Annotated in this window: 26 protein-coding genes; 14 read left to right on the plus strand and 12 right to left on the minus strand. The window is 74.1% G+C overall.

Annotated features, from left to right (window positions below; all coding sequences use genetic code 11):
• Positions 1-97 precede the first annotated feature (97 nt).
• The 3 genes from ACZ5NJ_RS32585 to ACZ5NJ_RS32595 form a co-directional block, all read right to left on the minus strand.
• Positions 98-2,020, minus strand: a complete 1,923-nt coding sequence (locus ACZ5NJ_RS32585) for a hypothetical protein (RefSeq protein ID WP_468769713.1) — start codon at positions 2,018-2,020, stop codon at positions 98-100.
• Between the two features lie 100 nt (positions 2,021-2,120).
• Positions 2,121-2,921, minus strand: coding sequence for a tyrosine-protein phosphatase (locus ACZ5NJ_RS32590; protein ID WP_468769715.1), 801 nt, complete (start codon positions 2,919-2,921; stop codon positions 2,121-2,123).
• A gap of 99 nt (positions 2,922-3,020) precedes the next feature.
• Complete coding sequence (locus ACZ5NJ_RS32595) at positions 3,021-3,644, minus strand: rhomboid-like protein (protein WP_468769717.1); 624 nt, start codon at positions 3,642-3,644, stop codon at positions 3,021-3,023.
• A 65-nt stretch (positions 3,645-3,709) separates the two neighbouring features.
• Between ACZ5NJ_RS32595 and ACZ5NJ_RS32600 the strand changes: the two genes are divergently transcribed.
• On the plus strand, positions 3,710-4,549 hold the full coding sequence (locus ACZ5NJ_RS32600; protein WP_468769718.1) for a hypothetical protein: 840 nt from the start codon (positions 3,710-3,712) through the stop codon (positions 4,547-4,549).
• A gap of 77 nt (positions 4,550-4,626) precedes the next feature.
• Entirely contained in the window at positions 4,627-6,096 is a 1,470-nt protein-coding gene (locus ACZ5NJ_RS32605; RefSeq protein ID WP_468769719.1) for a PepSY-associated TM helix domain-containing protein, read from the plus strand.
• Positions 6,097-6,154: 58 nt separating this feature from the next.
• Here ACZ5NJ_RS32605 and ACZ5NJ_RS32610 read toward each other — a convergent pair whose 3' ends face one another.
• The 3 genes from ACZ5NJ_RS32610 to glnII form a co-directional block, all read right to left on the minus strand.
• Complete coding sequence (locus ACZ5NJ_RS32610; protein WP_468769721.1) at positions 6,155-6,769, minus strand: winged helix-turn-helix domain-containing protein; 615 nt, start codon at positions 6,767-6,769, stop codon at positions 6,155-6,157.
• 373 nt (positions 6,770-7,142) lie between these two features.
• Positions 7,143-8,099, minus strand: coding sequence for a DUF6891 domain-containing protein (locus tag ACZ5NJ_RS32615; protein WP_468769722.1), 957 nt, complete (start codon positions 8,097-8,099; stop codon positions 7,143-7,145).
• Positions 8,100-8,148: 49 nt separating this feature from the next.
• Positions 8,149-9,168, minus strand: a complete 1,020-nt coding sequence (glnII, locus tag ACZ5NJ_RS32620; RefSeq protein WP_468769723.1) for a glutamine synthetase — start codon at positions 9,166-9,168, stop codon at positions 8,149-8,151.
• A gap of 192 nt (positions 9,169-9,360) precedes the next feature.
• On the opposite strand from glnII, the gene ACZ5NJ_RS32625 reads away from it, so the two are divergent.
• Positions 9,361-10,314, plus strand: a complete 954-nt coding sequence (locus ACZ5NJ_RS32625) for a Gfo/Idh/MocA family protein (protein ID WP_468769841.1) — start codon at positions 9,361-9,363, stop codon at positions 10,312-10,314.
• Here ACZ5NJ_RS32625 and ACZ5NJ_RS32630 read toward each other — a convergent pair.
• Positions 10,307-10,837: a hypothetical protein gene (locus ACZ5NJ_RS32630; protein WP_468769724.1), complete on the minus strand. Its 531-nt coding sequence runs from the start codon at positions 10,835-10,837 to the stop codon at positions 10,307-10,309. The two genes, ACZ5NJ_RS32625 and ACZ5NJ_RS32630, sit on opposite strands and share 8 nt — an antisense overlap.
• Positions 10,838-11,124: 287 nt before the next feature.
• On the opposite strand from ACZ5NJ_RS32630, the gene ACZ5NJ_RS32635 reads away from it, so the two are divergent.
• On the plus strand, positions 11,125-11,982 hold the full coding sequence (locus ACZ5NJ_RS32635; protein ID WP_468769726.1) for an alpha/beta fold hydrolase: 858 nt from the start codon (positions 11,125-11,127) through the stop codon (positions 11,980-11,982).
• Positions 11,983-11,992: 10 nt separating this feature from the next.
• On the opposite strand, the gene ACZ5NJ_RS32640 is transcribed toward ACZ5NJ_RS32635, so the two are convergent.
• Positions 11,993-12,364, minus strand: coding sequence for an ArsC/Spx/MgsR family protein (locus tag ACZ5NJ_RS32640; protein ID WP_468769727.1), 372 nt, complete (start codon positions 12,362-12,364; stop codon positions 11,993-11,995).
• A 140-nt stretch (positions 12,365-12,504) separates the two neighbouring features.
• Between ACZ5NJ_RS32640 and ACZ5NJ_RS32645 the strand changes: the two genes are divergently transcribed.
• Complete coding sequence (locus ACZ5NJ_RS32645; RefSeq protein WP_468769729.1) at positions 12,505-12,762, plus strand: hypothetical protein; 258 nt, start codon at positions 12,505-12,507, stop codon at positions 12,760-12,762.
• Positions 12,763-12,821: 59 nt separating this feature from the next.
• Here the strand turns inward: ACZ5NJ_RS32645 and ACZ5NJ_RS32650 are convergent, their stop codons facing one another.
• Entirely contained in the window at positions 12,822-13,727 is a 906-nt protein-coding gene (locus tag ACZ5NJ_RS32650; RefSeq protein ID WP_468769730.1) for a nuclease, read from the minus strand.
• A 52-nt stretch (positions 13,728-13,779) separates the two neighbouring features.
• A complete protein-coding gene (locus ACZ5NJ_RS32655) occupies positions 13,780-14,898 on the minus strand; it encodes a PP2C family protein-serine/threonine phosphatase (RefSeq protein WP_468769732.1) in 1,119 nt (372 codons plus the stop codon).
• Between the two features lie 102 nt (positions 14,899-15,000).
• On the opposite strand from ACZ5NJ_RS32655, the gene ACZ5NJ_RS32660 reads away from it, so the two are divergent.
• The 3 genes from ACZ5NJ_RS32660 to ACZ5NJ_RS32670 all read left to right on the plus strand — a co-directional run bounded on the left by ACZ5NJ_RS32660 (position 15,001) and on the right by ACZ5NJ_RS32670 (position 18,345).
• Positions 15,001-15,690: a VIT1/CCC1 transporter family protein gene (locus ACZ5NJ_RS32660; RefSeq protein ID WP_468769733.1), complete on the plus strand. Its 690-nt coding sequence runs from the start codon at positions 15,001-15,003 to the stop codon at positions 15,688-15,690.
• A gap of 294 nt (positions 15,691-15,984) precedes the next feature.
• Positions 15,985-16,875, plus strand: a complete 891-nt coding sequence (locus tag ACZ5NJ_RS32665) for a TIGR01777 family oxidoreductase (protein ID WP_468769734.1) — start codon at positions 15,985-15,987, stop codon at positions 16,873-16,875.
• A gap of 219 nt (positions 16,876-17,094) precedes the next feature.
• Positions 17,095-18,345 (plus strand): FAD-dependent oxidoreductase, encoded by a 1,251-nt coding sequence (locus tag ACZ5NJ_RS32670; protein ID WP_468769735.1) that lies wholly within the window; start codon positions 17,095-17,097, stop codon positions 18,343-18,345.
• A 40-nt stretch (positions 18,346-18,385) separates the two neighbouring features.
• Here the strand turns inward: ACZ5NJ_RS32670 and ACZ5NJ_RS32675 are convergent, their stop codons facing one another.
• Positions 18,386-19,825: a regulator gene (locus tag ACZ5NJ_RS32675; protein WP_468769737.1), complete on the minus strand. Its 1,440-nt coding sequence runs from the start codon at positions 19,823-19,825 to the stop codon at positions 18,386-18,388.
• Positions 19,826-19,999: 174 nt separating this feature from the next.
• Here ACZ5NJ_RS32675 and ACZ5NJ_RS32680 point away from each other — a divergent pair, with 174 nt between their 5' ends.
• The 5 genes from ACZ5NJ_RS32680 to ACZ5NJ_RS32700 all read left to right on the plus strand — a co-directional run bounded on the left by ACZ5NJ_RS32680 (position 20,000) and on the right by ACZ5NJ_RS32700 (position 23,392).
• A complete protein-coding gene (locus ACZ5NJ_RS32680) occupies positions 20,000-20,338 on the plus strand; it encodes a hypothetical protein (RefSeq protein ID WP_468769739.1) in 339 nt (112 codons plus the stop codon).
• Between the two features lie 47 nt (positions 20,339-20,385).
• Entirely contained in the window at positions 20,386-21,207 is an 822-nt protein-coding gene (gene lipB, locus ACZ5NJ_RS32685; RefSeq protein WP_468769740.1) for a lipoyl(octanoyl) transferase LipB, read from the plus strand.
• A 111-nt stretch (positions 21,208-21,318) separates the two neighbouring features.
• A complete protein-coding gene (gene lipA, locus ACZ5NJ_RS32690) occupies positions 21,319-22,266 on the plus strand; it encodes a lipoyl synthase (protein ID WP_468769742.1) in 948 nt (315 codons plus the stop codon).
• Between the two features lie 225 nt (positions 22,267-22,491).
• On the plus strand, positions 22,492-22,689 hold the full coding sequence (locus ACZ5NJ_RS32695; protein ID WP_079426347.1) for an SCO2195 family GlnR-regulated protein: 198 nt from the start codon (positions 22,492-22,494) through the stop codon (positions 22,687-22,689).
• Between the two features lie 10 nt (positions 22,690-22,699).
• Positions 22,700-23,392 (plus strand): DUF4191 domain-containing protein, encoded by a 693-nt coding sequence (locus ACZ5NJ_RS32700; protein WP_344153651.1) that lies wholly within the window; start codon positions 22,700-22,702, stop codon positions 23,390-23,392.
• Positions 23,393-23,471: 79 nt separating this feature from the next.
• On the opposite strand, the gene ACZ5NJ_RS32705 is transcribed toward ACZ5NJ_RS32700, so the two are convergent.
• A complete protein-coding gene (locus ACZ5NJ_RS32705; protein WP_468769743.1) occupies positions 23,472-23,939 on the minus strand; it encodes an RDD family protein in 468 nt (155 codons plus the stop codon).
• A gap of 185 nt (positions 23,940-24,124) precedes the next feature.
• Between ACZ5NJ_RS32705 and glnA the strand changes: the two genes are divergently transcribed.
• A complete protein-coding gene (gene glnA, locus ACZ5NJ_RS32710) occupies positions 24,125-25,534 on the plus strand; it encodes a type I glutamate--ammonia ligase (RefSeq protein ID WP_395513981.1) in 1,410 nt (469 codons plus the stop codon).
• Positions 25,535-25,689: the final 155 nt, after the last annotated feature.

The raw sequence follows: 25,689 nt of genomic DNA on the forward strand, positions 1-25,689 counted from the left end.
GGCACCAAGTACGTCCAGTACGGCGGCGCCCCGCCAAGGCGGCGATGCACGGCACCGGACGACGCGGGCTTGACCGGCAAGATCCGAAAGAGACGACCTAGCGGAGCGCCCCGGCCTTGCTGCCGTCCGTCAGCTTCCCCGACAGGTCCACCTGCGCGCCCTCCGGCGCCTTCACCGCCAGCCGGTTGCCGTTCGCGCTGCCGTTCACCCCGCTGCCCGTCGCCGTCAGGGAGCTGAACTGCGCGCTGCCCGCGGCCAGGACGTACCACTGCCCCGCCCGGGACTTCCACAGCACCCCGGCCAGCACCCGCGGCTCCCGCGGCCCGCAGGCCGCCGAACCCTCCGCCTTGGCCGCCTGCGCGGCCAGCGCCGCCCCCGGCGCCAGGAACTGCACCTGCACCCGGTCCGCCGTCCCCTGCCAGGTCTCCGCCCGGCTGCACAGCCAGGTCGCCGCCCCGTCGCCCTCCGGCAGCGGCTGCTTCGCGTACGTCCACGCGTTGACGGACCGCACCCCGTGCGACCGCACCGACGGCAGCAGGCAGGCCGTCTTCGACCACTCCCCGAGCTCCGCCGCCTCCGCCACGTCCCGCGCGGCACCCGGCGCGCCCGATGTCAGCCGGGCCGGGGTCAGCTCGCCCAGGTCGGTGACCAGCCGGGTCGCCCCGTCACCGGTCAGGGCCAGCGCGCTCCAGCTCGTGCACTCGCCGTTCGCCGCCGGCCCCAGCACCGGCGGGGTGAGCCCGTCCGGGGTGAGCTTCAGCGCGGCCGGCTCCGCGGCGGGCTTCAGCAGGTCGCGCACGGCGGCGCCGGTAACCCAGGGCGCCGTCAGGTAGCGGACGTTGCCGTCGACCCGGCTGAGCACCAGGGCCGTCGCGGTGTCCGCCGTCGCCCCGTCGGTCCGCGCGAAGTCCAGGGCCGCGCCGGCCGTCCCGTTGCGCGGCTCGGCGTACCGCACCACCCGCAGCCCGTCGTACAGCAGCACCACCACCGCCTGGTCCACGGTCCCCGCGAACAGCAGCTGCGGCGGCCCCATCGGCGGCCCCGACGGGGTCCCGGGGGTGGCCGACACCACCACCGCCTTGCCCGGGCGGGCCCACACGGCCAGCGCCCGCCGCAGCAGCTCGGTGTCCCCGGCCCGGTCGCCGCGCGCCGGCCAGGCGGAGTAGTCCGTACGGGAGGACGTGCGCCACGCGGCGGGCGCGACCCGCATCAGCTGCCCCGGGTCCAGGGCCTGCTCGGCGGCCGCGTTGCGCGCGTACGGCGGCGCGGCGGGCCCGTCCGCGCCCCAGCCGCCGCCCGGCAGCGCCAGCAGCGCCCCGCACACCGCGAGGGCGGCCGCCCCGGCCAGCGCCGCCCGCGCGAACCGGCGGCGGCGCAGCAGGTCGGTGGGCCGGGCCTGGAGCACGCACGGGTCGAACTCGGGGGAGGCGAACAGGGCGTCGTGCGCCGGGTCCCCGGACTCCGCGACCGCCGCCGCCGGGTCGGCCACCCCGGCCTCCGCCAGCACCCGCAGCACGTCGGGCTCCGCCAGCCCCTCCAGCGCCCGCAGCACGCACGCCGCCCGGCCGGGCCCGTTCAGGGTGGCCAGCCACTGGTCCAGGGCCAGCTCTTCGGCCCCGCCCGCGCGCGGGAACAGCCGCAGCCCCCACACCTGCGGGAGCAGCGCCGGCAGCTGCCCGCGCAGCGGGAGCGCTTTGAACGTCAGCGGGATCCCCGCCTCCAGGGCCGACCGCAGCACCCGCAGCCGTACGTACGCGTACCCGGACTCGGGCCCGCCCAGCCCGCCCCGCTGCGCCGGCACCCCGCCCTGCACCGCCGCGGCGTCGGCCGCCCGCCGCCCGCGCGGCAGGGCCCGCTGGGTCAGCGAGTGGGCGGTGAGCACCCGCCGGTTGCGGCCGAGGGAGGGCGGCAGCACCAGGTAGGCGAGCCGCACCAGCCGGGGGTAGTGCTCGACGATGGCGGCCTCGGCCTGCTCGACGTCGGGGGGCAGGGGGCGGGTGGCGGTATCCGGCGCAGTCACGTTCAGCAGAACGAGCGAATCGTGGGATGGTCACCCGCACCAGCGCACACGTTCGGATGAACCGGGCGCGCCGGGCGTGACGCCGGGCCGGATCGTCCGGTCAGGCGACGAGCCGGGCGCGCAGCGCCTCGACCGTCTCGTCCGGGACCTTCAGGCCCTCGCGGACGTACTTCTCCATGGAACCGAAGCGCAGGTAGAGCTCGTCCAGCCCCGCCTCCAGGTACGCGGGGAACACGCCGATCAGCGCCAGCGCGATGTCCGGGTCCCCGCCGGCGGCGGTGAAACCCTCGATCAACGGGGCGAACGCCGCCTTCACCGCCGGGTTCACCGACAGGTACTCGGCCATCAGGGTGTCCTCGTCGGCGCCGAGCAGCGACAGCAGCACCGTCGCGCCCCAGCCCGTACGGTCCTTGCCGGCCGTGCAGTGGAACAGCAGCGGGCCCGCCTGCGGGTCGGCGGCCTCGATCAGCAGCGTCCGGTACGCGGCGTGCGCGGAGGCGGTGGTGACGAAGGAGCGGTAGACCGAGCCGAACAGCGCCCGGGCCTTGCCGTCGCCCAGGTGCTCCTCGGCCACCACCGGGTCGGCGAGGAGGTCCTTGAGCTGCGCGGCGGCCGGCATCCGGGTCTCGCTGATCTTGTCCGCCAGGACGTCGCGCACCAGCAGGCGGACGCCGTCCGGTATCCGGTCCGGGTGGTCGGCGCGCTCGGCGTCGCTGCGGAAGTCGATGACCGTGCGCAGGCCCAGCGCGGCCACCGTCGGGTCGGCGTCGAGGTCGAGCCGGTCGAGGGCGCCGGAGCGCAGGAGCAGGCCGGAGCGGACGGTGCGGCCGCCGGTGAGCGGGGTGCCACCGAGGTCGCGGAGGTTGGCGACGGTGGTGGAGGGCGTGGCGGTGGCGGTCATCGTGGCGGCTCCAGCGTTCGGCGCGCGGCGCGGGAGGGCCCGGCCGCGCGGGGTGAGGTGACTCGTGCGAGGCGGTGGCGGCCGCGGTCGCACCCTTGCTCAGATATGAGCGATTTTCCGATGGTTTGATCCGGAAAGACAATCGACGGCGAACGAGACCCCGAGCCCGAGGCCCAGCGCCACGAGGTGGCCGGCGTCGGTGAAGGTCCGCTCCCGCCGCAGCACCGGCCGCACGGCGACGGCCAGCAGCCCGGCCCGGACCGTCGTGCGCACCGCCCCGCGGGGCAGGGCCGAGGTCAGCGCCCCGAGCACGGCGTTGAACCCGTAGCTCGTGCCGACGTCCACGGCCCGACGGGTCTCCCGGTCGGCGGTGCGGCGCAGCACCCCGTAGACGAGGAGCGTGGCCGAGGCGTGCCCGAAGAGGAAGACCGCGGCCGTCCACCAGGCCCCGTACGCGTACTCCGCGTAGCCGAGCACCGCGACCAGCAGCAGGGCGTACGGCAGCGGCATCGGCTCCTCGACGACGAGCGCGCTGCTCAGCAGGGTCTCCCAGCGGCCGCCGTCGAGGTTGTCGACGTTCGTCGAGCAGTCGCGCAGCATCCGCTCCCGCTCGGCCGGGGCCAGCCGCTCCAGGGCGTGGGCCCCGAGCTGGACCGCGCCGGTGTAGAGCGCGCCGAGCGGCCCCAGGCGCGGCTTCGACCATGACCATGGCTGTGGATTCACCCGTCCATGATCGGATACGGGTGCGGCGCGTGGGTCGCCGGGCCCCGTGAGAGCATGACCGGGACATGTCTGAGCCCCGTCCCCGCGTGCCGATGCGCGCCCCGCGCGCCGCGATGTTCGCGGCGGTGTGCGTGGCGCTGGCCGCCGTGGGGCACGCCCACATGTCGGGCGCGGACATCCCCCTGCCCTGGCTCCTCGGCGCCTTCGCCGGGACCGCCGCCCTCGCCTGGGCGGCCGCCGGCCGCCGCTGCGGCCCGCTGGGCATCACGGCGGCGCTGCTGGCGGTGCAGGGCGCCCTGCACGTCGCGTTCTCCGCGGGCCAGGGCCACGCCCACGGCTCCGCCGCGATGGCGGGCCACCACCACGCGATGCCGGACCCGGCCGCGGGCGCCGCCGCCTCCGGCACGGCCCACGCCGGCATGGCCCACGGCACCGGGGTGGCCGACGGGATGGCGTCCGCGTCCGGGATGGCCGACGGGATGGCGTCCGGCACCGGTATGGCCGACGGCATGGCCTCCGCCACCGGAACGGCCGACGTCATGGGCGGGGTCGCCGATCTGCTCGGGATGGCCGGCCACGGCGGCTTCGGGATGGTCGCCGCGCACCTGGTCGCCGGGGTCTTCTGCGCCCTCTGGCTCGCCCGGGGCGAGGCGGCCGTGTTCGGGCTGGCCGGGGTCCTCGGGGCCACCGCCCTGCTGGCCGCCCGGCCGCTCGCCCGGGTCCTCGTACTGCTCCGCACCCGGCCCGCCCCCGTACCGGGCCCGCCCGCGCAGCGTCCTTCGTACCGGCCGCCGCGCCGCCTGCGCGGGGCCGTCCACGCCCACACGGTCGTACGCAGGGGGCCGCCCGGCCGGCGAGACACCCGCACCACGGCCCTCCGGCCGCTTCCCGCCCGCGCCGCCTGACCGGCGCACCCTCGTCCGCGAGGGGGACGGCGAGACCGGGGGCCGATTCCCCCGTTTCGCCGAACCCCAGGACCGACATGTCCCTTGACGACCTCACGGACGCCCCCGCGCGGGGCACCGCACCCGAAACCGAACCCACCGCCTCCCCCGGAACCGGCGCGGCCAAGGGGTGGGCCGCGCTGCGGCCGCTGCTGCTGCGCATGCACTTCTACGCCGGGCTGCTCATAGCCCCGGTGCTCTTCCTCGCCGCCGCCACCGGCCTGCTGTACGCCGGCTCCTGGCAGGCCGAGCGGATCCTCTACTCCCACGAGCTGACCGTCGACAGCGTCGGCGAGGCCCCCGTCCCCCTCAGCACCCAGGTGAAGGCCGCCAAGGCCGCCGAGCCCCAGGGCAAGGTCGTCGGCGTGTGGCCGGCGCCCGAGCCCGACGCCACCACGCGGGTGATCATGGAGGATCCGGAGCTGGAGGAGGGCAAGACCCTCACCGTCTTCGTCGACCCCTACACCGCCGAGGTCCGCGGACACCTCACCACCAGCGGTGACGCCCTCCCGCTCCGCGCCTGGCTGAGCGAGTTCCACGCCAGCCTCCAGCTCGGCGAGTTCGGCCGGAACTACAGCGAACTCGCCGCCAGCTGGCTCTGGGTGGTCACCCTCGGCGGCCTCGCCCTGTGGATCGGCCGCCGCCGCACCCGCAAGGCCCTGCTCGTCGTCCCCGACCGCAAGGCCACCGGCCGCCGCAAGACCCTCTCCTGGCACGGCAGCGTCGGCCTCTGGGCCGCGGTGGGCCTCGTCGGACTCTCCGCGACCGGTCTGACCTGGTCGAAGTACGCCGGCGAGAACATCGGACAGCTCCAGGACCGGCTCGGCGGGGCCACCCCCGCCGTCGCCGCCAAGCTCACCCCGGGCTCCGGGGCCGCCGACGGCGGCGGCGAGCACGCCGGGCACGTCATGCCCGACGGCACGGAGATGTCCATGCCGATGCCCGCCACCGACATCGGCATCGACAAGGCCGTAGCGGCCGCCCGCGCGGCCGGGGTCACCGAGAGCCTGCGCGTCACCCTGCCCGCCCAGGGCAAGGGCTACGTCGTCAAGGAGGCCGACAAGACCCTTCCCGTGCACCTGGACTCGGTCGCCGTCGACCCCGCCGACGGCCGGGTCATGGACGAGCTCCGCTTCGCGGACTACCCGCTCCTCGCGCAGCTGACCCGGTTCGGGATCGACCTGCACATGGGCCTGACCTTCGGGATCGCCAACCAGATCGCGCTGGCCGCGCTCGCCGTCGCGGTGATGTACCTGATCGTCTGGGGCTACCGGATGTGGTGGCTGCGCCGGCCCACCAAGGAGCGCACCCTCTCCGCCGGCCGCGCCCAGCCGCGCGGGGCCTGGCGCCGGCTGCCGGTGACCGTGCTGCTGCCGTTCGCCGGTGTGACCGCGCTGGTCGGCTGGTTCGTCCCGCTGCTCGGGATCAGCCTGCTGGCCTTCCTCGTGCTGGACGCGGCCCTCGGCCTCGTCGCCCGCAGGCGGGCTTCGGCGGCCCGGGCCGCGTAACGCCGACGGCGGGCCCGTACGCGCTCGGTCGCGTACGGGCCCGCCGTCATACCGGCCGTCACGGCGTGTACTTGTACCCCACGCGGCGGACGGTCTGGATGGCGCCGCGGTGCGCCGCGCCCAGCTTGCGGCGCAGGCGGGCGATGTGGACGTCGACCGTCCGGCCGTCGCCGACGTGGCCGTAGCCCCACACCGTGGTGACGAGCTGGTCCCGGCTGTGCACCCGGTGCGGGTGGGCCACCAGGTGGGCGAGGAGCTCGAACTCCAGGTAGGTGAGGTCCAGCAGCTCGCCGTCGACCTCCGCCGTGCGCTGCGCGGCGTCGATCCGCACGAGCGCGTCTCCGGTCGTCGTCGAGGCCTGCGCCGCAGGCTGGACGGGCGAGACCGGTCCCGGTACGGGAACGGACTGCGGGGCGAAGGCGATCGGCTGCTGGTCGGCCGGTACGAGGACCAGGTAGCCGACCATCGGCGGCTGGCCCGGCAGGGCGGGAACGGCGTGCTGGGGTGCGGGCAGCCAGGTGGCGCCCGGCGGGAGCAGGTCCACCACCCGGGCCACCTCGTCCCGCTCCACGGCCCGCAGCCGGTGGCGCGCACCGTTCGGGAGGGGCGGGAAGGGCAGGGCGGCGGAGGTCGCAGCGGAGGCGGCAGAAGCGATGGAGCGGGTGTTCGCCATGAGTGGTCAGCTCTTTCACGCGGAGTGGTCGGCAGAAGACGTACGTGTGCATGGGCACGTGTGCAGATGCACGTAGTCGTTGCGTACCGCGCAGACCGAAGGCCCCGGGCGGGTCTGGTGAGAGGTCCCGGAAGGCTTTAGAGGGCCGGCGCGTTCTCGGCGCGGCAACACACCCGGTCGAAATCGTGGTCCTGACGGGACGGCCAGAACGGCTCCAGGTCGCTGCGACCTGTCGGGGAGTACGAGTAGCTGGCCATGGGCGTCATTGAAGCAGAAACCACGGGCCCGGGGCAGGCCGCGTCTCACTTGATGGACCGGAATCTCATATTCTGTCGTCAAGTCTTCGTCATGCCGTCACAATCCCGACAAACCTTCAACAGGAAAGTCGATTCCGCCAGTCCGGTCCCGTCACCCGTATCGCATCGTGGGCCGATCCGTCCCACGCCCATGCCAGCCCCACGGCCTCCAGCGCCGCGACCACCTCCCGCCCCACGGAGACGGTCACCTCCGGCTCGCAGTCGAAGCCCCCGTAGTGCAGGAAGAGGTCCCCGCCCGCGGCCGCGCCCTCCGTGGACTGCGCGTGGAAGAAGACGAACCCGCGCGCGTCCGGCGCGCCGGCGGCATGGATCTCCGCCAGCCCGCAGCCGCGGCAGCAGGTGAAGTGCTCGCGGGCGGTGATCCCGGCCGCCTCCAGCGCGGCGAACGCCCGGGCCAGCCGCTCCGGATCGGTCTCGCCCGTCCAGCCCGCCTGCTCCGCGACCCGCTCCCGCCAGAGCCGGTCGACCAACTCGCCGGCCTGGGCCCGGGACACCGGCCGGACGTCGCCGTCCACCAGGTACTCCTCGGCGTTCTCGGTCAGCCGCGCCCGGCCGTCGTAACCGCAGCGCAGCCAGCCCCGCACGGCCGCGGCCAGCTCCGCCTCCACCCCGGGGTCCAGCGGCGCCACCTCCTCCACCGGGAACTCCATCCGCTCCCAGACCCGCCCCCGGTCCCAGCCCTCCTCCCGGACGGCCCAGCGGAACATCGCCTCCGCGACCTCGGCCGCCGTGGCCACCCGGGTGCGGAAGTGCCGGTCCGGGGCGCCCGCCCGGTGCTCCAGCTCGTAGTCGCCGCCGCTCTCGTGCCAGACCTGGACGTACACGTCGGGCTCGTCCGGGATCCGGTCCACGATGAGGAAGCGGTCTCCGGGCGCGCCCAGGCGCGCCACCAGTCCGGACAGCGGCCCGTACGCCTCAGGGCCGTGCAGGTCGTGCGAGCCGCCGGGCTCGGTGCGGACTCGGACCGTCGGCCGGACCGGCGCCGGCCGCGCGGGCGTGGTGTCGGGGTGCATGACCACAGGGTGGCAGGGGCCACTGACAACGCCCCGTGCCCGGTCCGGGTCAGACCAGGCCGTCCCGCTCCAGACCGGTGCAGCAGGTGTCCACGATCAGGCGGGTCACCACGTACGGGTCCACGTTCGCGTTCGGCCGGCGGTCCTCGATGTAGCCCTTGCCGTCCTTCTCCACCTGCCACGGGATGCGCACCGACGCGCCGCGGTCGGAGACCCCGTAGCTGAACTCGTTCCAGGGCGCCGTCTCGTGCAGCCCCGTCAGGCGCTCGTCGATGCCCGCGCCGTAGTTCTTGACGTGGTCCAGCGGCTTGCTGCCCTCGCCCAGCGCCTCGCAGGCCGAGATGATCGCCCGGTAGTCCTCGCGCATCGCCCTCGTGGAGAAGTTGGTGTGCGCGCCCGCGCCGTTCCAGTCGCCCTTGACCGGCTTCGGGTTCAGCGTCGCCGACACGTTGAACTCCTCCGCCGTCCGGTACAGCAGCCAGCGCGCGATCCACAGCTGGTCGGAGACCTCCAGCGGGCCGACCGGACCGACCTGGAACTCCCACTGGCCGGGCATCACCTCGGCGTTGATGCCGGAGATCTCCAGGCCGGCGGCGAGGCAGTGGTCCAGGTGCTTCTCGACGATCTCGCGGCCGAAGATCTCGTCCGCGCCGACCCCGCAGTAGTAGCCGCCCTGCGCGGCCGGGAACCCGCCGACCGGGAAGCCGAGCGGCCGGGCGCCGTCGAAGAACGTGTACTCCTGCTCGATGCCGAAGACCGGCTCCTGCGCGGCGAACTTCTCGGCCACCGGACGCAGCAGCGCGCGGGTGTTCGACTCGTGCGGGGTCATGTCGATGTTCAGGACCTCGCACAGCACCAGGATGTCCCTCCCGCCGCGGATCGGGTCCGGACAGGAGAAGACCGGCTGGAGCACGCGGTCGGAGGCGTGGCCCTGCGCCTGGTTCGTGCTGGAGCCGTCGAAGCCCCAGACCGGCAGCTCCGCACCGTCCTGCAGGATCTTCGTCTTGGAGCGGAGCTTCGCCGTCGGCTCGGTGCCGTCGATCCAGATGTACTCAGCCTTGTAGCTCACGGGCCCATCCATCCTGACTCTGCGGGGACTCTGCGGGTGCTGCGTCTTGGCCGGAAGCGTCCCCCTTGGCGATTTCTCATCCGTTGCCCGTGTGTGAACCCCTTGTTACCGGGGTTTACGCCGCAGGTCGGGCGGCTTGTGCGGGTTGACGGCCGCGCACCCGTCCGAGTGGGGCAGACTGAGCGGGTGAGCATTTCGTACGATTTGAACTCCGCCGGTGAGGGCTCCGAGCAGGCCCCCGGCCACCCCCGCCCCCGCGTCGGCCTGCTGGGCACCGGCCCCTGGGCCCGCCGCACCCACGCCCCCGCCCTCGCCGCCCACGCCGGCTCCGACTTCGCCGGCGTGTGGGGCCGCCGGCCCGAAGCGGCGGCCGAGCTGGCGGCCGCGCACGGGGTGAAGGTGTACGAAGACCCCGACGCGCTGTTCGAGGACTGCGACGTGGTCGCCTTCGCCCTGCCGCCGGACGTCCAGGCCCCGCTCGCCGTCCGCGCGGCCGCCGCCGGCTGCCACCTGCTGCTCGACAAACCCGTCGCCACGACCGTGGAGGACGCCCGCGCCGTCGCCGGCGCGGCCGCCGCGCACGGCGTCGCCTCCGTCGTCTTCCTGACGCTCCGCTTCGCCGAGCCCACCGCCGGATGGGTCCGCGAACAGGCCGGGCGCAGCGGCTGGTTCACCGCCTCCGCCCACTGGCTCGGCGCCGTCTTCCCGCCCGCCGGCGAGCCCAGCGCGTACGCCGACTCGCCCTGGCGCAAGGCCAAGGGCGGGCTGTGGGACGTCGGCCCGCACGCCCTGTCCGTCCTGATCCCGATCCTCGGCGAGGTCACCGCCGTCACGGCCAGCCGGGGCCCGTCCGATCTGGTCCAGCTCGCCCTGCGGCACGCCTCGGGGGCGGCCAGCACGGCCGTCCTCAGCCTGGGCGCGCCGCGCGCGGCGGCCGGGGTGGGGCTGGAGCTGCGCGGGGCCGAGGGCGTCTTCAGGCTGCCCGACTGGAGCGACGTGCCCGGCGCCTACGGGCGCGCCCTGGACGCCGTCCTCACCGCCGCCCGCACGGGCGTGCCGGACCCGCGCGGTGCGGAGTTCGGGGCCCGGCTGACGGAGGTCCTGGCCGAGGCGGAGGTCCAGCTGGCCGGCGCCGTCCTCACTTGATCAGGGCGTTGGCGACGATGATGGCCAGGCCGATCGTGGCGTCGGCCAGACCGATGAGCAGGGCCGAGGCGAGCCGGTAGCCGACCCGGATCGCCACGAAGGAACCCCAGGCGAAGAGCAGCGCGGTGTTCAGGCCGAGCCCGACGGCCGTCACCCCGTACGACTCCCAGTGCGCGACCCCGGCGAGGACCAGCAGGAGCACGGTGGGCAGGGTGGCCGCGATCATCGGCCACTCGTGCCACAGCGCCAGCACCAACAGCCGCCACCGGTGCGCGGCCGAGCCGGTCTGGTGGGTGGTCATGTGGTGCGAGTACCCGTGCGCGAGCCCGGCCGTGGCGGCGGTGACGAGGACCCAGCTGGCGTCGTAGAAGGGGGTGTAGTCCCCGCTCTTCTGATCGAGCGCCGCCAGCAGCCCGCTGGCCAGCACGGTCCCGTACACCCCGCCGAACATCCAGTCGGCCCCCCGCCGGGGCGGCGGAAGGCTCACGGCGGCGGTCGGCGGCGTCTGCTGCTGTTCGGTCATGAGGGTCGGCCCCTGGGCTCGTGTAGCGATTTAGTCCGGGTTTATCCCGTTTCCTGCACCCCTCACCCTACGAGGCGGGAGGTGGGGACGAGATGAAGAGCCGGCGGGGCGGGGTCGGGGGTCGGCGGGGCGAGGGCGAACTCCGCTTGCCGCAGGCCGCATACGAGGGCCGCCGCCCGCGGCAGGCGCACCGGTTCCGGACGGTTGTCGTCCCCGCCGCCTGCGGCCTAGGATCCCTCGCCGGGCGAGCTCATCGCCCGGCGAGGGGCCGAAGGGGCGTGTGCCGCATGGGGAAAGTGGTCCGGGCGGCGTTTCGCGACGCCTACGACGAGGCCCTCGCCCGGTGGGCCGTGCCCGTCGAGGCCGTCGCGGTTCCCACGCCCTACGGGCTCACCCACGTCAACCGCTGCGGTCCCGTCGGGGCGCCGCCGCTGGTGCTGCTCCCGGGCGGCGGTGCCACCTCCACCGTCTGGGGCGCCTGCGTCGCGGCCGGGCTGGCCCGCGAGAGGCGGGTGTACGCGGTGGACCTGATCGGGGAGCCGGGACTGAGCGTCCCGGAGCCCGGGCGGCCGGTACGGACGCCCGAGGACCTGGCCGGATGGCTGGAGGCGGTCCTGGACGGGCTCGTGCCCGAGGGGCGGGTCACCCTCGCCGGCCACTCCTACGGGGCCTGGATCGCCGCCCAGTACGCCGCCCGCCGCGTGGGCTGGTACGCCCCGCGCCCACGGCTCGACCGCCTCGTCCTGCTGGACCCCACCCAGGTGTTCACCGGGCTGAGCGCCCGCTACGTCCTGCGGGCCCTGCCCGTACTGGCGCGGCCGACCCCGGGGCGGATCCGCTCCTTCCTCGCCTGGGAGACCGGCGGGGTCCCGCTCGACCCGGCCTGGCTGCGGCTCCAGGAGGAGACGGCCGGCTTCCCGACCGTCCGGCCCGTCACCGGGCCCCGCCCGGACCTGACGGGGCTCGCCCCCTTCGGCCTCGACGTCCTGTTCGCCGGCCGGGCCCGCTGCCACGACCCCCTGCGGGCGCTGGCCGCCGCCACGCGCGCGCTGCCGGCGGCGCGGGTCCGGCTGGCGCGCGGGGCCTCGCACCACGCGCTGCCGCTGACGGCGGCCGACGAGGTCACCCGGCTGCTCGCCCCCTGACCGGCCCCGCCTACCCCTTCCGGGACAGGGCCTCGCGGACCGCCTCCTCCGAGCGGGCCACGACCGCCGTGCCGTCCTCGGCGGTGATGATCGGGCGCTGGATCAGCTTCGGGTGGGCGGCCAGGTGGGCGATCCAGCGGGCGCGGGCCTCGTCCGTCGCCTCGCGCGGGAGGTCCCGTACGCCGGTCTCCTTCGCCAGGGGGTCGGAGGTGCGCGTGATGTCCCAGGGCTCCAGGCCGAGGCGGCCGAGCACCTCGCGGATCTCGGCCTCGGACGGCACGTCCTCCAGGTAGCGGCGCACGGTGTAGTCGGCGCCCTCCGCGTTCAGCAGGGTCAGCGCGCTGCGGCACTTCGAACAGGCGGGATTGATCCAGATCTCCATGCCCGCAAGCCTAGTCAGATCGCCGTCCGCGCCCCGTCCGGGCCCGGCCCGCGTCCGGTCCGGCCAGGGCTTTTGTCAGTGCCCCCCGGTAAAATCGAAGGAGAACGACAGGAAGCCAACTACCGTTTGGGAGGCTGTAGATGGCCGCTGCCGCGATCATTGTGATGCCCAAGAAGAAGCCGCTGCCGGCGGGCCTGCCCCGCGAGTGGTACGAGAACCACAACCGCCGTCTGAAGGCCATGCGGCTGGCGATCTCCCTGCTCGACACGGGGACGTACGACGCCAAGCGCGCGACCAACCGCAAGATACGGACGATGGCCGCCCGGGTGGGGATCCGCCGGCCGTCCAACCTCACCTGCCGGATGGTCCGCGCCTTCATCGTCGCGAACGCCGGCTGAGGCACCACGTGCGCCGACGGCCGGCCGCCGCCCCGCTCGCCGGCCGGCCGTCCGTCCGCTCACTTCTCCATGAAGACGATCTCCTGCGGCCCGTGGGTCATCCGCACGGTGTCGCCGTTGACCTCGACGATGTGGTGCATGCCGCTGTACACCTCCGGCTTGCCCTGGAGGTGGAAGCGGTCCTCCGAGGCCCCCGCCAGGTAGGCGCGGAAACAGGACAGGGAGGGGTCCGCCGGGTTCAGGTCCAGGTAGTCCTTCAGGCGGCGGAAGAGCTTCGGGAGGATCACCGCGCCGTTGGGGGCGGTGAGGGAGTCCAGGCCGGTGACCTTCGTGCCGGTGGTGGTCGAGTCCTTCTCCCACACGCTCTTGCCCGGCTCGGGGGCGGCTGCCGCGGCGGCCGCCGCGGCGGTGAGGGAGGCGCGCAGGAGCTCGGGGAACTCGCTGTAGTAGGTCGGGTAGGCCAGGCCGGCTTCGATCTGCTGGTAGTTGGCCGTGTTCCTCAGCATCCGCTCGTCGACCTCGACGGAGTAGCCGTTGGGGGCTGGCTGGAACTTGCGTCCGACCAGGGCGACGCACCGGCCGAAGATGTCGGCGCCGCGGGTGAGGACGTAGCCCTCCGCCGCCTCGGGGGTGCTGCTGCTGATCTTCTCCTGATCGTGGTCGTCCCGGTCGAAGGCGGTGAAGCCGAGCGCCTTCAGGAGCCCTTGCGTGGCTTCGTGTGCCAGGGGCAGGGGCTGGTGCTGCACGCCCGACGGCGAGGTCTCCTCGCCGTAGTGGGTCTCCAGGGCGTCGATGCCCTCCAGCCGGATCGGGGCGCTGCCGTCCCACCTCGGTACGACGGGTCTGGCCCCGGGCACGAGCTTCCAGTCGGCCACGTTGTCGGGCGTGAAGTTGATGGTGTCGCCGTCGGGCTTGAAGCCCCTCGCCCGGAAGGTTCCCTTGATCAACAACATCGGCATGGACATGGCGGCTCCTACTGGTGTGGGCACGGGGACGCGCAGTGCATGCCCCCTGAATCTACGGACGCCCCGACCCGCCTGACAGCCGCTGATCGGGCGACAGCACCAGCAGGGCCACGTCGTCGCGCGGCCCGCCCCCGCTGAAGGCCGCGAGGTCCTGCCACAGCGCCGGTACGAGACCCTCCGGGTCGCCCGCCAGGACCGGGACCCGGACGGCCAGCGGGTAGAAGCAGCCCGCCGCGTCGCGGGCCTCGGTCACCCCGTCGGTGTGCGCGAGCAGCCGGTCGCCCGGCAGCAGCGGCAGCTCGGCGACCTCCGGGAGGGCCGGCCCGGCCAGGCCCAGGCCCAGCGGCGGGCCGGGCTCGGCGGCCACCTCCGTGACGGTGGACTCCCGCAGCAGCAGCACCGGCGGATGCCCGCACGACACGATCCGTACGCGGTCCAGCCCGGGCGGGAACTCCAGCAGCACCGCCGTCGCGAACAGCTCCGGGTGCGCCACCGCGTCCGCCGCCGCGTCGGCAGCCAGCCGCCGGTCCAGCCGGGCCGCGATCGCCGCGAGCCCCGGGTCGTCCAGCACCGCCTCCCGGAAGGCGCCGAGCAGCGAGGCGACCGTGCCGACGGCGGCCAGCCCGTGCCCCTGGACGTCCCCGACCACCGCCCGCACCCCGTACGGTCCGGCCCGTACGTCGTACAGGTCGCCGCCGACCAGCGTGCCCCGCTGCGCGGCCCGGTACAGCCCCGAGCAGCGCACCCCGCCCACCCGTTCCGGCACGGGCGGCAGCACCGCCAGCTGGGCGGCCTCGGCGACGGTCCGGACGCTGACCAGCTGGGCGTCCCGGCGCCGCCGCACCCAGGCGATGACGACGCTCAGCAGGCCGACGGTGGCCACGGTGGCCAGGTCGGTGCCGCGGGCGTGCCCGACGCCCAGCTGGGGAACGCCGAGCAGGACCAGTACCAGCACGGCGAAGACGGCCGTGCCGGCGGCCCCGTACGAGAAGGCGGCCACGGCGGGCAGGGCCGCCAGGAAGTAGCCCAGCTCCGCGGTCGAGGTGGTCCACTGCGCGGCGCAGAGCGCGACCAGCGCCACCGCGGGAGCGATCCGGGCCCAGCGGGGCGGCGGCGCCCCGCGCAGCCAGCCGGGCTCGTCCCGACCGCGCCGCAGCGCCCTTCGTCTCACCCCTGGTCTCACCCCTCCACCCTGGTACGGGGCAGGGGGCCGCGCACGCCGGGTGGCCCCGGCGGGCTGGCCGGGGCGGGCGGGGGCCGCCACAGTGGTGCCGTGACGCAGACGCAGAGCGCGGCCATCAGCACCCGGCTGAACTGGCTGCGGGCCGGGGTGCTCGGCGCCAACGACGGGATCATCTCCACGGCGGGCCTGGTGGTGGGCGTGGCCGGCGCCACCACCTCGCGCGCGGAGATCCTCACGGCCGGGGTGGCCGGCCTGCTGGCGGGCTCGCTGTCGATGGCGGTGGGGGAGTACGTGTCGGTCAGCTCGCAGCGGGACTCCGAGCGGGCGGCGCTGGACCTGGAGCGGCGCGAACTGGCGGAGGACCCCGAGGCGGAGCTGGCCGAGCTGACGGACCTGCTGGCCGCGCGGGGGCTGACCCGGGACGTGGCCCGGGAGGCCGCCGAGCAGCTGACGGAGCGGGACGCGCTGAGGGCGCACGCACGGGTGGAGCTGGGGATCGAGCCGGACGAACTGGCGAACCCGTGGCACGCGGCGCTGGCCAGCCTGGTCGCCTTCACGGTGGGGGCGCTGCTGCCGCTCCTGGCGATCGTCCTGCCGGGGGCGTCGGACCGGGTCCCGGTGACGGTGGCGGCGGTGCTGGGGGCGCTGACGCTGTGCGGGGTGGTCAGCGCGCGGCTTGGCGGGGCGCGGGTGCCGAGGGCGGTCCTGCGGAACGTGCTCGGCGGGGGCCTGGCGATGGCGGTCACCTACGCGGTGGGCACCTGGCTGGGCGCCGGCTGACCCCTGGGCTCCGCCGGGTGCGGGGTGCGGGTCCTTCCCCGGGGCTCCGCCCCAGACCCCGCGCCTCAAGCGCCGGCGGGGCTGGATTTCTCTGCGTGGAAATCCGGCCCGCGCGGCGATCGAGCCCACCGGGCGCACCGCGCGCGGAACGGGTCCGGGCAGCGCCCGGGGAACGGGTGAAGGGCGGGTAGGGGACCCCGCCCCGCGCAGCGGCAGCGGTCCGCGGGCGGCCGCTGGACGGCGGCCAGGGGCGCCGTCCCGTGAACGGCGCGTTCAGGCGGGCACACTGCCCCCATGCGCATCGCCATCACCGGAGCCTCCGGACTCATCGGCCAAGCCCTGCTCCGCTCCCTCCACGCCGACGGCCACGAAACCGTCCGCTTCGTCCGCCGCGCCCCCGCCGCCCCGGACGAGGCCCGCTGGGATCCCCGGGCCGGATACGTCGACCCCGTCGGGCTGCGCGGGTGTGACGCCGTGGTGCACCTCGCCGGGGCCGGGGTCGGGGACCACCGGTGGACGGACGCCTACAAGAAGGAGATCCGCGACAGCCGGGTGCTGGGGACCGCCGCCGTCGCGAGGGCGCTGGCCGGGATGGACGAACCGCCGGCCGTGCTCGTGTGCGGGTCCGCCGTCGGCTACTACGGCGACACCGGCGACCGGCCCGTCGACGAGTCGGCCCCCGCCGGCACCGGGTTCCTGCCCTCCGTCTGCGTCGCGTGGGAGGCCGCCGCCGCCCCCGCGCGGGACGCCGGGATCCGTACCGTCTTCGCCCGCACGGGGCTCGTGGTCTCCGCCGAAGGCGGGGCCTGGGGGCGGCTGTTCCCCCTCTTCCGGGCCGGCGCCGGCGGCCGTCTCGGCGACGGGCGCCAGTACTGGCCGTACATCTCGATCCACGACGAGATCGCCGCCCTGCGCTTCCTGGCCGAGACCCCGGGCCTGTCCGGGCCGTTCAACCTGACCGCCCCCGAGCCGCTGACCAACCGTGAGGTCACCGCCGCCATGGGCCGCGTACTGCACCGCCCGACGGTGTTCGCCGTCCCCGCGCCCGTCCTGCGCGTCGCGCTCGGGGAGTTCGCGCAGGACGTGCTGGGCAGCCAGCGGGTCCGGCCGAGGCGCCTGCTGGAGGCCGGGTTCACCCACGCCCACCCCGGGATCGAGGAGGCCATCAGGGCCGCCCTGTCCTGACCCCCGGCCCTGCCCCCCTGTCCCGACCCCCGGTCCGGAGCCTGGTCGGGGCGCTGGTCCGGCGCATCCGGCGTCCACGTGCGACCGGTTGTGACCCGCATGCGACCGCCGTGCGACCGGAGTTGTGCGCAATACCGCGCCGGACTCGGGTTCTCCCGGAGCTTGTTGGGGGAAGAACGAACCCCACACAGCCGCCGCGCCGACCTCGGGGAGGGGCACGTGCTCAGCAGCGACGTCGTCATCGTAGGAGCCGGAGTCTCAGGACTCGCGGCAGCGCACCACCTGATCGCCGCCGGGGTCAGCGTCAGCGTCCTGGAGACCGCCGACGACCCCGGCGGCCGCATGGCCACCGCATCGGCCGACGGCTTCCGCCTCGACCGGGTCGGCCAGCTCCTCAACACCGCGTACACCGAGCCCGCCCGCACGCCGGGCCTGGAGGGCCTGACCCTGCGGCCCTTCGCGCCCGGGGTCCTGGTGCACGGCGCCGACGGCAAACGGCAGCGGGCCGGGGCCCTCACCCCCGCCCGCGCCCTGGCCAGCGGCTCCCTCGACCAGGCCCGGCTCAGCGCCGCCCTCGCCCGCCTCGCCGCGCTGCCCGCGGACCGCGTCCTCGCCCGGCCCGAACGCACCGCCCTCGCCGCCCTCCGCTCCCGCGGCCTGCCGCCGCGCACCGTCAACGGGATCCTGCGGCCCCTGCTCTCCGCCCTGCTGCGCGACCCGGACCTCACCACCTCCAGCCGGGTCGCCGACCTCGCCCTGCGCACCTTCGCCCGCGGCCGCCTCGCCGTACCCGAAGGCGGCGCGGCGACCCTGCCGGCCCTGCTCGCCGCCGGCCTGCCGCCCGGCACCATACGCACCGGCATCAGGGTGCGGTCGGTGGCGACCAACCTCGTCACCACCGAGGAGCACGGGGACTTCGGCTGTCGCTCCGTCCTCCTGGCCACCGGCGCCCGCGCCGCCGCCGAACTGCTCCCCGGGCTGCGGGTGCCCGCCTTCCACGAGGTCACCGTCATCCACCACGCGACCCCCGAGCCCCTGCCCTGGGACGGATCGCTGCTCCTGGACGCCGACCCCGAGTGGCCCGTCGCGCACACCACCGTGATGAGCGCGGTCGACCCCGTCCGCGCCCCGGCCGGCCGCAGCCTGGTCACCACCACCGTCCACGGCCCCCCGCCGCCCGCCCGCACCGTCGCCGCCCGGCTGGCCCGGCTCTACGACACCGCGACCCGGGACTGGGAGCTGCTGGCCGTCCACCACACCCCGGAGGCCGTCCCGGCCATGCCCCCGCCGCACGACCGGCAGCGGCCCGTACGGGTCCTGGCCGGGCTCTACGTCTGCGGCGACCACCGCGACTCCAACACCGTCCAGGGCGCCCTGCACTCCGCCCGCCGCGCCGCCACGGCCCTGCTGCGCGACTTCGGCATCCCCCTCCAGAGCCACCCGGAGCCGGTCCTGCCGGCAGCGGCCTGACGGAACCGGCCGGGGTCCGCTCCCGCGGACCCCGGCCGGTTCAGTTCAGCGCCGCCACCCGGTCCCGGTACGTCCGGACGGCCGAGGCGTCCCGGTACGGCTCCAGCCGGCGTTCGAAGTCGCGTACGTACTCCACCGCCCGCACCGACCGCATCTCGCTCGCCTGCTGCGCCGCCTCCGCCCCCAGTGCGCACGCCTGGTCCAGCTCGCCCAGCCCCAGCCGGGCCGTCGCCAGCACCACCCGGCAGAACAGCCGCGAGCGCGCGTACCCCGGCGAGCGCAGCTGGAGCGAGCGCTCCGCGTGCTGGGCCGAGGCCCGGTACTGCTGGAGGTCGCGGTGGCAGTGCCCGAACTCGTCCGCCAGCTGCGCCTCGTCGAAGGCCCGCGCCCAGTGCGGTACGTCGTCCCCCGGCCGGGCCGCGCCCAGCGCCCGCTCGGCCCGCACCAGCGAGGCCGTCGCCGCCCGGACCTCGCCCAGCACCGCGTGCCCCCGCGCCTCGGCCGCGTGCAGCAGCGCCTGCACGACCGGCGGCGGGCCCGAGCCCACGCCCTGCTGGGCGACCCGGGCCAGCTGCACCGCCTCCCGGCCGTGCCCGAGGTAGACCGCCTGGCGGCTCATAGTGACCAGCACGTACGACCCGTACGGCCGGTCCCCGGCTGCCTGCGCCAGCCGCAGCGCCTGGACGAAGTACCGCTGGGCCAGCCCGTGCGCGGCGATGTCGTACGAGGTCCAGCCCGCGAGCCGGGTCAGGTCGGCGGCGGCCGAGAACAGCCGGCGCCCGGTGGTCTCCCCGTACGTGCCGCGCAGCATCGGCTCGGCCTCGTGCTCCAGGTAGCGCACCAGGGCCTGGCGGGCGTGCCCGCCGCCGTAGGCGTGGTCCAGGGTGCGGAACAGCTCGCTCACCGACCGCAGCGCCGCGATGTCCCCGCCGGTGACCCGCTGACCGGGACCCCGGTCGATCTGCCGCTGCCGGGGCACCGTGGTGCGGCCCTGCGTCGGGACCCGGTTGGCGGCGGGGTCCGCGCCGCGCCCCACCCGCTCGTCGGGCCGCCCGATCAGCCAGTCCCGGCTGGGCACCACCAGCCCGGCCGGGGTGAAGGCGATCTTGCGCAGCTCGGCGTGCGAGCCGGAGTCCTTGCGCCACAGCCCGCTCGCGATGTCCACGGCCTCCTCCGGGGTGGCCGCGAACTCCAGCCCGGCGTACACGGGGGCGCACGCGTCCAGGCCCAGGTCCTGCGCCGACAGCCGCCGCCCGAGGCGCCGGGTGAAGACCTCCGCGATCAGCGCGGGGGTGGTGCCGCGGGGCTGCTGGCCGCGCAGCCACCGGGTCACGGAGGTCTTGTCGTACCGCAGATCCAGCCCGTGCTCCAGCCCCAGCTGGTCGACGCGGCGGGCGAGCCCGGCGTTGGAGAACCCGGCTTCCGCGATCAGCGCCGCGAGCTGCCGGTTGGGGACGCGCTGGGCAGGTCGTTCCGTCATCGGCTCCACGGTTCCCGTACGTGACGGACCGGAGTCCCGGCCCTGTGAACGGCGTGAATGTAGCGGCCAACTCCGCCCGCGCCGCCCTCTCTGCCCCACATTCATCCGATCGTGTGCAGAATGGGTAGGGCTCTTTACGGACGGGTCGACGACCTCCGCGTAAGCTGCGCCCCCATGAGCCGCCGACCTCACGGGGCGCGTCCGTCCGACCCGCACGCGAACGCGCAGCCCGGCGCCCCGCTGCCCGCCCCCGAGCTCACCGAGGGGCAGTGCCGCCGCTGCGGAACGCACATCGCCGGACTGGACGGCCGCTACGCCTGCGGGGTGTGCGGCTGGGTCAACGACCATTCCGAGGGCCACCGCCGGCTGCCGCGCGCCGACGAGGACCCCGACCGCCCGCCGGCCGGGCGCCGGCGCCCCCGCCCGCTCCCCGCCCCGCCGCCCGCGGACGGTCCCGAGCCCGGGCCCCCGCCGGGGGCCGGAGGGGCCGCGCACGGCCCGCCGTACTCTTGACCGGTGCGGATACGTGCACACAGCAGGTTCAACGAGGAGGCGCTGCGGTGACTGAGCTTCGGTTTGTCCATCTGGGCTTCGGGCCGGAATCCGTCGAGTACACCGAGGCCTGGGAGGAGCAGCGGCGCGTCCACGCGGCCCGCTTCGCCGACGAGACCGGCGACACCTGCCTGATGGTGGAGCACGAGCCGGTCTACACCGCCGGCCGGCGCACCGACCCCAGCGAGCGCCCGCTGGACGGCACCCCCGTCATAGACGTGGACCGCGGCGGCAAGATCACCTGGCACGGCCCGGGCCAGCTGGTCGGATACCCGATCCTGAAGCTGCCCCGCCCGGTCGACGTGGTCGCCCACGTGCGCCGTCTGGAGGAGGCGCTCATCCGCACCGCCGCCGAGTTCGGCGTGGAGACCACCCGGGTCGAGGGCCGCTCCGGCGTGTGGGTCCTCGGCGACCCCGTGGAGGAGCGCCCGAAGATCGGCGGCCTCTCCCTGGACTTCGACCCCCGCATCGGCGACGACGAGTTCGACGCCCGCCTGAACGGTCCCGAGTACGCCCCGTCCAACGCCGGTCAGCGCCGCGAGGACCGCAAGCTCGCCGCCATCGGGATCCGCGTCGCCAAGGGCGTGACGATGCACGGCTTCTCCCTCAACGTGAACCCGGACAGCACCTGGTTCGACCGGATCATCCCCTGCGGGATCCGGGACGCCGGTGTGACCTCGCTCTCGTACGAACTGGGCCGCGAGATCACCATCGCCGAGGTGCTGCCGGTCGTCGAGCGGCACCTCAAGGACGTGCTGGAGAACGCCGAGCCGAAGCCGCGCGAGGTCGAGCGCGAAACCCGGCCCGAGCCGGCGCCGGCCGCCGGCTGACGGCCGGGGGGAATGCGTCCGGGCTTCCCCCGGTTGGCCGGACGTAAGAGCGTACGAATTACGGGCGTACCCTGGTGGGCGCCGAAGAATCGAAGTCACAGGGAGCCGGTCGTGTCCGCAGTCGCACCCGACGGACGCAAGATGCTGCGCCTGGAGGTCCGTAACAGCCAGACCCCCATCGAGCGCAAGCCCGAGTGGATCAAGACCCGGGCGAAGATGGGTCCCGAGTACACGAAGATGCAGGCCCTGGTGAAGGGCGAAGGACTGCACACCGTGTGCCAGGAAGCCGGCTGTCCGAACATCTACGAGTGCTGGGAAGACCGCGAGGCGACGTTCCTCATCGGCGGCGACCAGTGCACCCGGCGCTGTGACTTCTGCCAGATCGACACGGGCAAGCCCGAGGCCCTGGACCGGGACGAGCCGCGCCGCGTCGGCGAGTCGGTCGTCACGATGGACCTGAACTACGCCACCATCACCGGCGTCGCGCGCGACGACTTGGCCGACGGCGGCGCCTGGCTGTACGCGGAGACCGTGCGCCAGATCCACCAGCAGACGGCGGGCCGCGAGGGCGGCCACACCAAGGTCGAGCTGCTGGCCCCCGACTTCAACGCGGTCCCGGAGCTGCTGGAGGAGGTCTTCGCCTCCCGCCCCGAGGTCTTCGCGCACAACGTCGAGACTGTGCCCCGCATCTTCAAGCGGATCCGCCCCGGCTTCCGCTACGAGCGCTCGCTCGACGTGATCCGCCAGGCCCGCGCCTACGGCCTCGTCACCAAGTCCAACCTGATCCTGGGCATGGGCGAGGAGCGCGAGGAGGTCTCGGAGGCGCTCAAGGAGCTGCACGAGGCGGGCTGCGAGCTCATCACCATCACCCAGTACCTGCGGCCCTCGCCGCGCCACCACCCCGTGGAGCGCTGGGTCAAGCCGGCCGAGTTCGTCGAGCTGGCGAAGGAGGCCGAGGAGATCGGTTTCTCCGGCGTGATGTCCGGTCCGCTGGTCCGGTCGTCCTACCGCGCGGGCCGCCTCTACGGGCAGGCGATGGAGAAGCGCGCGGGCGCCTGATCCACTTCGTCACACTCCGTGTGAAGTCGGGCACAAAAACTTACCGATCAGTAATACGCGATGGCGCGGCCCCTAGGCTCTTTCATTGGGAGAGCCCGGCGGGCCGCGTCAATCTTTCATCACGTTTGACCCACCGGTCATGCCCTGGTAACACCAGTCAGTGACGCTGGATCCACGCACCGCACACGCCACCGATGCGAGTACCGAGAGGCAGGGACCGACATCATGCAGGCCGCGCCCGTCCGCGCCATCGCCATCCCGTCCTTCAGTGAGGCCTTCCGCGGCATCGAATCGCTGCTCATGAGCGGTGCCCGGCGCAACGCCTGGACGGCCGTCCTGGAGGATCGCCGCAGGGCCAAGGACCGGGTCGAAACCGAACACGTACTGGAGGCCGCGGCCACCCGTACCCCGCAGGCCACGTAAACTTCGCCTTATGGCGAGGAAGTCAAACGCAGAGACTGCTGCGAACCCCGGGCGACTGAAGCAGATCGCCCTGACGTACAAGATGACGCGCAAGGCCGACCCGAAGGTCGGTCTGATCGTCGCGGGCGTGGGAATCGTCACCTTCGGTGTCTTTCTTGCGATCGGCTTCCTGATCGGCCACCCGGTCTACCTGGGCATCCTGGGCTTCCTGGTGGCGTTCCTCGCGATGGCGATCGTCTTCGGACGGCGGGCCGAGCGGGCTGCCTTCGGGCAGATGGAGGGGCAGCCGGGCGCTGCCGCGGCCGTACTGGACAACGTGGGACGGGGCTGGACGACCACCCCGGCCGTCGCGATGAACCGGAACCAGGACATCGTCCACCGGGCCGTCGGCAAGGCGGGCGTGGTCCTGATCGCCGAGGGCAACCCGAACCGGGTGAAGTCCCTGCTCGCGGCCGAGAAGAAGAAGCTGGCCCGGATCATGCCCGACGTCCCGGTCCACGACTTCATCGTGGGCACCGGCGAGGGCGAGGTGCCCCTCAAGAAGGTCCGCACGACGCTGCTGAAGCTGCCGCGCGTCCTGGCGGGCAACCAGATCACCGAGGTCAACGACAAGCTGCGGGCCATGGGCGACCTCATGAGCAACATGCCCATCCCGAAGGGCCCGGTCCCCGGGCGCGGCATGCGCGGCCAGCGCCCGCGCTGACCCGCCCGTATACGAAACGGGAGCGCCCCGCGAGCCGACGGCCCGCGGGGCGCTCCCGTTCGTGTACCGCCGCCGCGGGTCAGATCCGGACCTGGACCGCGCCCGAGAGCCGGTCGTGCAGTCCGCGGCCGTCCCGGTCCCAGACCAGCGCCGGGATGACCAGGGCCAGCAGCACCGTACGGAGCACCACGCGGGGCAGGCCGAGGCGGCCGCCGTGCTGCGCGATCACCCGGAGGCCGAGAATCCGCTTGCCGGGGGTGAAGCCCACCGTGCCCACGGTCAGGACCGACAGGACCACGAAGAGACCCAGCGTCCAGTTGCCCGCCGAGGCCAGGTCGCCATGGGTGACGAGGCCGTATGCGATCAGCTGGCAGCCGATCCAGTCGATGGCCACCGCGCCGAGCCGGCGCCCGAAACGGGCCACGGAGCCGGGCCCCGACTGCGGCAGGCCGAGCTGCTGGCCCGGATAGCCGAAGTCGACGCCCATCTCCTCGGCGGCCGCGCGGGGGCCGGAGATCCAGGAACCGATTGCTTGCCTGTTGTCCACTCCACCACGGTACCGGTGCGCTTCGACGGGACCTGGACGGGACCCTGGTTAACTTGTGCGAAACAAATGGGTCATGCTTGGGAAATCCCGTCTGCTTAAGGTCGGGTCAGCGTGCGGCACCGCACTGACGCGCCACGAGCTATACAGCCCGTCCCTGCCCCGGGACCGGGAGTAGGAGGACTTGGATGTTCAAGAACGCCGAAGAAGTGAAGCAGTACATCGAGGAGAACGACGTCAAGTTCGTCGACGTCCGCTTCTGTGACCTGCCCGGTGTCATGCAGCACTTCACGATCCCGGCGCGTGCGTTCGACCCGGCGGAGGAGCTCGCCTTCGACGGCTCCTCGATCCGCGGCTTCCAGGCCATCCACGAGTCGGACATGGCGCTGCGCGCCGACATCTCGACCGCGCGTCTGGACCCCTTCCGCCGTGACAAGACGCTGAACATCAACTTCTTCATCCACGACCCGATCACGGGTGAGGCCTACAGCCGCGACCCGCGCAACATCGCCAAGAAGGCCGAGGCCTACCTCGCCTCCACCGGCATCGCCGACACCGCGTTCTTCGGCCCCGAGGCCGAGTTCTACGTGTTCGACAGCGTGCGCTTCGCGACCTCCGCGAACGAGGGCTTCTACCACATCGACTCCGAGGCCGGCGCCTGGAACACCGGTTCCGAGGAGAACAACCGCGGCTACAAGGTCCGCTACAAGGGCGGTTACTTCCCGGTCGCCCCGGTCGACCACTTCGCCGACCTGCGCGCCGAGATCTCCCTCGAACTGGACGCCCAGGGCCTCCAGGTCGAGCGCCAGCACCACGAGGTCGGCACCGGCGGCCAGGCCGAGATCAACTACAAGTTCAACACGCTGCTGGCCGCGGCCGACGACCTGATGCTCTTCAAGTACATCGTGAAGAACGTCGCCTGGCGCAACGGCAAGACCGCGACCTTCATGCCGAAGCCGATCTTCGGCGACAACGGCTCGGGCATGCACGTCCACCAGTCCCTGTGGGCCGGCGGCGAGCCGCTCTTCTACGACGAGGCCGGCTACGCGGGCCTGTCGGACACCGCCCGCTACTACATCGGCGGCATCCTCAAGCACGCCCCGTCGCTGCTCGCCTTCACCAACCCGACGGTGAACTCGTACCACCGCCTGGTGCCGGGCTTCGAGGCGCCGGTCAACATGGTGTACTCGCAGCGCAACCGCTCCGCCGCCATGCGCATCCCGATCACGGGATCGAACCCGAAGGCCAAGCGCGTCGAGTTCCGCGCGCCGGACCCGTCCTCGAACCCGTACCTCGCCTTCTCGGCGCTGCTCCTCGCGGGCCTCGACGGCATCAAGAACAAGATCGAGCCGATGGAGCCGATCGACAAGGACCTCTACGAGCTCTCCCCGGACGAGCACGCGAACGTCCCGCAGGTCCCGACCAGCCTGGAGGACGTCCTCAAGGCCCTGGAGGAGGACCACGAGTACCTCCTGGCCGGCGGTGTCTTCACCCCCGACCTGATCGAGACCTGGATCGACTACAAGCGCACGCACGAGATCGCCCCGATCGCCCAGCGTCCGCACCCGCACGAGTTCGAGCTCTACTTCGACCTGTAAAAAAAGTCGGAGCCGGCCCGCGCAGCGGGATCGTGCCTGCTGGGAGGCCCCCCGCCGCTCTCTTCGAAGAGCGGCGGGGGGCCTCCTGCTTTTGACAGGCCGCCCGACCGGAGTAACGGTTGAGGGGGACCTAAAGGCCCGATAAGCCCGATAAG

This window comes from Streptomyces sp. NPDC032091 (assembly GCF_055580265.1).

Excerpts from the sequence above, each read along its gene's own strand:
- ACZ5NJ_RS32610 (WP_468769721.1), bottom strand. The coding sequence starts at position 6,769 with ATGGCGAACACCCGCTCCATCGCTTCTGCCGCCTCCGCTGCGACCTCC.
- ACZ5NJ_RS32635 (WP_468769726.1), top strand. The coding sequence starts at position 11,125 with ATGGGGAAAGTGGTCCGGGCGGCGTTTCGCGACGCCTACGACGAGGCC.
- ACZ5NJ_RS32650 (WP_468769730.1), bottom strand. The coding sequence starts at position 13,727 with ATGTCCATGCCGATGTTGTTGATCAAGGGAACCTTCCGGGCGAGGGGC.
- ACZ5NJ_RS32640 (WP_468769727.1), bottom strand. The coding sequence starts at position 12,364 with ATGGAGATCTGGATCAATCCCGCCTGTTCGAAGTGCCGCAGCGCGCTG.
- ACZ5NJ_RS32590 (WP_468769715.1), bottom strand. The coding sequence starts at position 2,921 with ATGACCGCCACCGCCACGCCCTCCACCACCGTCGCCAACCTCCGCGAC.
- ACZ5NJ_RS32675 (WP_468769737.1), bottom strand. The coding sequence starts at position 19,825 with ATGACGGAACGACCTGCCCAGCGCGTCCCCAACCGGCAGCTCGCGGCG.
- ACZ5NJ_RS32645 (WP_468769729.1), top strand. The coding sequence starts at position 12,505 with ATGGCCGCTGCCGCGATCATTGTGATGCCCAAGAAGAAGCCGCTGCCG.
- ACZ5NJ_RS32680 (WP_468769739.1), top strand. The coding sequence starts at position 20,000 with ATGAGCCGCCGACCTCACGGGGCGCGTCCGTCCGACCCGCACGCGAAC.
- ACZ5NJ_RS32630 (WP_468769724.1), bottom strand. The coding sequence starts at position 10,837 with ATGACCGAACAGCAGCAGACGCCGCCGACCGCCGCCGTGAGCCTTCCG.
- ACZ5NJ_RS32665 (WP_468769734.1), top strand. The coding sequence starts at position 15,985 with ATGCGCATCGCCATCACCGGAGCCTCCGGACTCATCGGCCAAGCCCTG.
- ACZ5NJ_RS32605 (WP_468769719.1), top strand. The coding sequence starts at position 4,627 with ATGTCCCTTGACGACCTCACGGACGCCCCCGCGCGGGGCACCGCACCC.
- ACZ5NJ_RS32695 (WP_079426347.1), top strand. The coding sequence starts at position 22,492 with ATGCAGGCCGCGCCCGTCCGCGCCATCGCCATCCCGTCCTTCAGTGAG.
- ACZ5NJ_RS32615 (WP_468769722.1), bottom strand. The coding sequence starts at position 8,099 with ATGCACCCCGACACCACGCCCGCGCGGCCGGCGCCGGTCCGGCCGACG.
- ACZ5NJ_RS32700 (WP_344153651.1), top strand. The coding sequence starts at position 22,700 with ATGGCGAGGAAGTCAAACGCAGAGACTGCTGCGAACCCCGGGCGACTG.
- ACZ5NJ_RS32600 (WP_468769718.1), top strand. The coding sequence starts at position 3,710 with ATGTCTGAGCCCCGTCCCCGCGTGCCGATGCGCGCCCCGCGCGCCGCG.
- glnA (WP_395513981.1), top strand. The coding sequence starts at position 24,125 with ATGTTCAAGAACGCCGAAGAAGTGAAGCAGTACATCGAGGAGAACGAC.